This window comes from Nocardioides sp. (assembly GCF_035429765.1).
Classification (GTDB): domain Bacteria; phylum Actinomycetota; class Actinomycetes; order Propionibacteriales; family Nocardioidaceae; genus Nocardioides.
In genome coordinates this window covers 1-5,502 of record NZ_DAOMFK010000070.1, presented here as the reverse complement: position 1 = coordinate 5,502, position 5,502 = coordinate 1, and the positions used below count along the sequence as shown (strand labels likewise).

6 protein-coding genes are annotated in these 5,502 nt (G+C 72.0%); 5 read left to right on the top strand and 1 reads right to left on the bottom strand.

Annotation, left to right across the window (positions count from 1 at the left end; translation table 11 throughout):
• The 5 genes from PLP61_RS08485 to PLP61_RS08465 all read left to right on the top strand — a co-directional run.
• On the top strand, positions 1-1,662 hold a 1,662-nt coding region (locus tag PLP61_RS08485), incomplete at its 5' end, for a phosphoenolpyruvate carboxykinase (GTP) (RefSeq protein ID WP_324502195.1).
• Positions 1,663-1,716: 54 nt separating this feature from the next.
• Complete coding sequence (locus PLP61_RS08480; protein WP_324502194.1) at positions 1,717-2,871, top strand: ABC transporter permease; 1,155 nt, start codon at positions 1,717-1,719, stop codon at positions 2,869-2,871.
• Positions 2,868-3,584: an ABC transporter ATP-binding protein gene (locus PLP61_RS08475; protein WP_324502193.1), complete on the top strand. Its 717-nt coding sequence runs from the start codon at positions 2,868-2,870 to the stop codon at positions 3,582-3,584. The genes PLP61_RS08480 and PLP61_RS08475 overlap by 4 nt, the downstream gene beginning before the upstream one ends.
• 35 nt (positions 3,585-3,619) lie before the next feature.
• Positions 3,620-4,228: a TetR/AcrR family transcriptional regulator gene (locus PLP61_RS08470; RefSeq protein WP_324502192.1), complete on the top strand. Its 609-nt coding sequence runs from the start codon at positions 3,620-3,622 to the stop codon at positions 4,226-4,228.
• Between the two features lie 26 nt (positions 4,229-4,254).
• The gene (locus PLP61_RS08465; protein ID WP_324502191.1) at positions 4,255-4,695 is read left to right on the top strand and encodes a universal stress protein; all 441 of its coding nucleotides are present in this window, start codon (positions 4,255-4,257) and stop codon (positions 4,693-4,695) included.
• Here the strand turns inward: PLP61_RS08465 and PLP61_RS08460 are convergent.
• Positions 4,685-5,502 (bottom strand): peptide ligase PGM1-related protein (locus tag PLP61_RS08460; protein ID WP_324502190.1); only part of this gene is annotated, 818 nt, incomplete at its 5' end. The two genes, PLP61_RS08465 and PLP61_RS08460, sit on opposite strands and share 11 nt — an antisense overlap.

Genomic DNA, 5,502 nt, shown 5'->3' with positions numbered 1-5,502 from the left:
GCCGGTGAGGGCGTGTACTACTCCCGCAGCTACCACAAGGACACCGCGCGCTCGGAGGAGCGCACCATCGTGGCCACCAGCAACCCCGCCGACGACGGGGAGTACAACAACTGGCGGCCTTCCTCGGAGATGAAGCCGCTGCTCGAGGGGCTGATGCGCGGCGCCTCGGCCGGCAAGACCATGTACGTCGTGCCCTACCTGATGGCGCCCCCCGGGTCGCCGCTGGAGGCCTACGCCGCGGGTGTGGAGCTGACCGACCACCGCACGGTCGTGCTGCACATGATCCGGATGGCCCGCGTCGGCGTCGAGTTCGTCGACGACCTGGCCGACCCGGACAGCTTCGTGCGCGCGGTCCACGTGACCGGCGACCTGGAGAACCTCGGTCAGGGCACTCCGGAGGACCAGCGCTACTTCGTCACGGTGGCCGACGAGCGGACCATCCTGCACTACGGCTCCTCCTACGGCGGCAACGCGCTGCTCGGCAAGATCGCCCACGGGCTCCGGCAGGCGGCGTACGACGGGTGGGCGTCGGGCAAGTTCCTGGCCGAGCAGTTCATGCTGCTGGGCATCGTGGACAAGCAGACCGGCCGGAAGTACCACATCTGCGGCGGCTTCCCCAGCGCCTCGGGCAAGACCAACCTCGCGATGACGCTGGCCCCCGACGCCCTCGGCGACCGCTACTACGTCGAGTTCTACGGCGACGACATCGCCTGGCTGTGGGTGGGCGAGGACGGCCGGCTCTACGGCATGAACCCGGAGAACGGGGTCTTCGGCGTGGCCAAGGACACCAACGAGGCGACGAACCCCACGGCCCTGCACTCGATCGCCCCCGGAAGCCAGGCGCTGTTCACCAACGTCGCCTACAACGAGCTGACCAAGGAGGTCTGGTGGGAGGGGCGCACCGAGCAGCCGCCCGCCGACGTGACCGGTTGGCTGGACTGGGCGGGCGAGCGGATCGCCGACCGCGCCGAGGGTGACGACCGCCCCTGGGCGCACCCCAACAGCCGATTCACCACCACGCTGGCCAACGTGCCCAACGTGGCCGCCGACTACAACGACCCCCGGGGTGTGCCGATCGACGGCATCATCTTCGGCGGACGCACCCGCGACCGCGAGCCCCTGGTGCGGGCGATCCACGACGTCGCCGAGGGCGTCTACGACGGCTTGACCCTCGGCGCCGAGGCGACCTTCGCCGCTGAGGGGGTGGAGGGCCACCTGCGGTACGACCCGATGTCCATGCGCCCGTTCATGTCCTACCCCGAGGGCCCCTACGCCGCCCACTGGCTCGAGATCCTTGGCCGGACGACCGACCTCCCGATCTTCGCCCACGTCAACTGGTTCCAGCGTGACCACGAGGACGGCCACTTCCTGTGGCCGGGCTACCGGGACAACCTGCGGGCCCTGCTCTGGCTGATGCAGCTGAGGAACGGCGAGGTCACCGGTGTGCAGACCCCGGTGGGGATCATCCCGACCAAGGAGGAGCTCAACCTCGACGGCCTCGAGATCGACCCCGACGACCTCGACCACCTGCTGAGCATCGACGTCGAGCGGTGGCGTCAGGAGATCGGGTTCCGGCAGGAGCACCTCGAGCAGTTCCACAACCTGCCGGAGGAGATCTGGGCCGCGCACCGGCGCGTGGCGCAGGCGCTCGAGGAGGCCTGAGCCACCCCTGCCCCCGGGTTGCCGACACGGTGTCGGTATCCTTTCGGGGACCTGTTGGCACGAGAGGTGGGGGTGGGCGTGTTCCTGGCCATCCGCGAGCTCGGCTTCGCCCGGACCCGGTTCGGGCTCATGGCGGCCGTGGTCGCCCTGATCGCGGTGCTCATGGTGATGCTGTCCGGGCTCTCGGTCGGGCTGGTCAACGACGGCGTGTCGGGGCTCAAGCGCCTGCCCGTCACGTCCTTCGCGTTCGAGGAGGGCGTGCAGCACGACTCGGCCTTCTCCCGCAGCGTGGTGGACCTGGCCGCCGTGGACGTGTGGGCGGGTCGGCCCGGCGTGGCCGACGCGGCGCCCTACGGCAATGTGCTGGTCAACGCCAAGAGCGACCGCGGGGTCGACATCGACCTCGCGCTGTTCGGGATCCTTCCCACGTCGTTCCTCTCCCCGGCGGTGGCCGAGGGGGAGCGCCTCGGAGCCCCGAACGGCATCGTGGTGAGCAGCACCGCGGCGGACGCCGGACTCCGGCTGGGGGACACGGTGACCCTGGACCGGCTCGGCACCGAGCTGACCGTCGTCGGTGTCCTGGGTGAGCAGCACACGTTCGGCCACGTCGACGTCGCCTACGTTCCGCTCGAGACCTGGCAGGCCGTCCACGCCGGCGCTCGCCCCGGCGAGCAGGTGCCCGTGCGGGCGCGCCAGGAGATCACCGCCGTCGCCGTGCGGGCCGATCCCGGGCAGACCGTCGACCTCGCCGGCGGCGACCGCGCGGCCGGCACGGAGAGCCTGACCCTGGAGCAGTCCTTCGGCGCCTCACCCGGGTACACCGCCGAGACCACCACCCTGCAGATGATCCAGGTCTTCCTCTACGCGATCTCCGCGCTGGTCGTCGGGGCGTTCTTCGCCGTGTGGACGATCCAACGCACCCACGAGATCGCCGTGCTCCGCGCGATGGGCGCCTCGACGGGCTACGTCCTGCGGGACGCGCTGGGCCAGGCGCTCGTGCTCCTGGTGCTCGCCGTCGGCCTGGGCCTCGCGATCGGCGTCGGCGTGGGTGCGCTCATCGGGGGTGGCGGGGTGCCGTTCGCGCTCAGCGCACCCTCTGTCGCGGTCGCCGCTGTGGCCCTGGTCGTGCTGGGCCTGGTCGGTGCCGCGGCGGCCATCGTGCGGATCGTCGCCATCGAGCCGGCTACCGCGTTGGGGGCGCACCGGTGAGCGCGCTGGGGACGAGCCGGACCGAAGCGGTCCCGACTGCGGCCACCGACGGGCTCCGGATGCGTGGGGTGTGCCTGGAGGTCGGGGACGGTTCGGAGACCTTCCTGGCCCTGGACGAGGTCGACCTCGACGTCGCGCCGGGGGAGTTCGCCGCGGTCGTCGGGCCCTCGGGCGCCGGCAAGTCGAGCCTGCTCGCCGTGGCTGGGGGACTCACGCGGCCCTCGAGCGGCGCGGTCACCGTGGCCGGCCGTGACATGACGGTCCGCAGCGCCAAGGCCCGGACCTCGTTGCGCCGCGAGGTGGTCGGCTTCGTGTTCCAGTCCGGCAACCTCTTCCCGTCCCTGACGGCGGTGGACCAGCTGCGGCTTCCGGGGACCTTCGGGCGCGGGGTCACCCTGCGCGACCCCCACGAGCTGCTCGAGAAGGTGGGGATGTCCGACAAGGCGCACCGGCGCCCCCACCAGCTGTCGGGCGGGGAGCGTCAGCGGATCGGCATCGCCCGCGCTCTGGTCGCCTCTCCGCGGCTGCTGCTGGTCGACGAGCCCACTGCCGCGCTCGACCGCGCCCGCAGCCACGAGGTGGTCCGGCTGCTGGCCACCGAGGCGAAGGACTACGGGGTGGCCGTGGTGATGGTCACGCACGACCAGGACGTGCTGAGGTACTGCGACACCGTCCACGAGATGACGGACGGGCGACTGCTTCGCAGCAGGTGACCTGACCCCAGCGACCACGGGAGGAGGCGAGATCCGTGCCCCGGATCGCCGCGCCCACGGTCGCCCAGCACCGTGCGACACAGCGGGCGGCGCTCCTCGACGCCGCCCGGGCACTGCTGGCGGAGGGCGCGGCGGGAGGACCCACCCTCGCCCAGGTGGGCCAGCGTGCAGGTCTGGCACGGAGCAGCGTCTACTCGTACTTCCGCTCGCGCGGCGACCTGCTCGACGCGCTCGTCGCCGACACCCTGCCCCGGTGGTCGGCGCACGTGACCAGCCGGATGCGCGCCGTCACCCTGCCGGGGGAGCAGGTCCTGGCCTACGTGGATGCCAACCTCGAGCTGGTCGAGCAGGGGGCTCATGCACTCGTCCGGGCGCTGGCGGACGTCGGCCGCGACGAGGCGGTGAGCGCGTCTGCGGCGCAGCTGCACCAGCAGCTGCGCACTCCTCTGGTGCGGGCGCTGGCCGAGCACGGGACGCCCCACCCCGAGACCATGGCCCACGTGGTGCAGGCGATCGTCTACACGCTGTCCCGGCAGATCGAGGAAGGGGTCCCCGGGTCACGGGCACGCGGACTGGCCCGAGAGCTGATGGCGCCGTACCTGCTCGGTGGGACGGCCGCGGCCGGCGACCATCCGGCGGGGTGAGTGTGCACCGATGGCATGATCGAGGCATGAGCGAGCACCGGGAACCCTTCCACCCCCAGGGGGTCGTCGTGGGGGACGACGGATCGGCGAACGCCGCCGCGGCGGTGCGGTTCGCCGCGCAGGAGGCACGCCTGCGCGGCGCCACGCTGCACGTCGTCTCCGCGTTCTCCCTGCTGTCCGCCAACCGACCGCCGGACCTCCCCTTCGGCTACGTCCCCTCCGAGACCGAGCTCCAGGAGTCCGCGCTGGCCACCTTGACCACCCGATGGGCCGACCTTGAGGGAGACGTGGAGCTGCACGCGGTCCACGGCACCCCGACCAAGGTGCTCGTCGAGGCCTCGGCGAGCGCCGACCTGGTCGTGGTGGGTGCTCGCGGGATGGGCGGCTTCGAGGCGATGATCCTGGGCTCGGTGGCCGACCAGGTGATGCACCACGCCCAGTGCCCGGTGGTGCTGGTCAAGGCGTGAGGCCCACCGCGGGCATCGGTAGCGCGACGGCGGCCCTCTCCGCCTCTCCCAGCAGCAGCTCCTGGGCCTGCTGGTAGAGCGCCCAGGCCTGCTCGGCGCTGTCTCCCACGGCGGTGAGCCCGACGACGCCACACTCGGTCAGGCAGCTGATCATGTGCAGCACCACCCCGGTCTGCCGCGCCTGGTCGAACTGCAGCCGGTGGAGGGCGACGAGGTCGAAGACGTCCTCGGGTCGGAGCACGCTCAGCCGCTGGTCGCTCAGGTGGTCGGTGGCGACCAGGTGCTTGGTGCCACCGAGCGGGGTCCGGAACAGGCCGGACGCAGCGTCGTACTCCCCGTCGGTGAGGAACTGAAGGGTCAGGAACGGGTGGGTCGTCCCACCCTTGCGGAGGTTGAGCTCGATCGCGTACGCCGACCAGTGGCCCGCCTCGTCCCGCACCGTCACGAAGTCCACCGCGAACCGGCCCAGCACCCCCAGATCCGCGAGGTGCCGGCCGATACGCATCGCCGGCTCGGCGATCAGGGTGGCGTAGGCGGGGTCCGCAGGGAAGACGCAGCCCAGGTAGCTCTGTCCGCCCGCCCCGCCCAGGAGCTGGTCGTGGGTCGAGAGCAGCTCCACGCTGCCGTCGGGCAGCACCCGCATCTGGACGCTGGGGCTGGTCACCACCGTTCCGGAGACCCGTTCCTCCACGATCCCGCCGGAGTCGGCGAACGCCGCGAGGTACTCTCCGACGCTGGTCCAGTCGCCCTCCGGGCTCATCGCCAGCACGCGGTCCCGGACCCGGTCGGCCTCGTCGGGCTGTCCGC

Bases quoted from the DNA above. Each gene is read 5' to 3' on its own strand.
- PLP61_RS08465 (WP_324502191.1), top strand. From the start codon at position 4,255: ATGAGCGAGCACCGGGAACCCTTCCACCCCCAGGGGGTCGTCGTGGGG.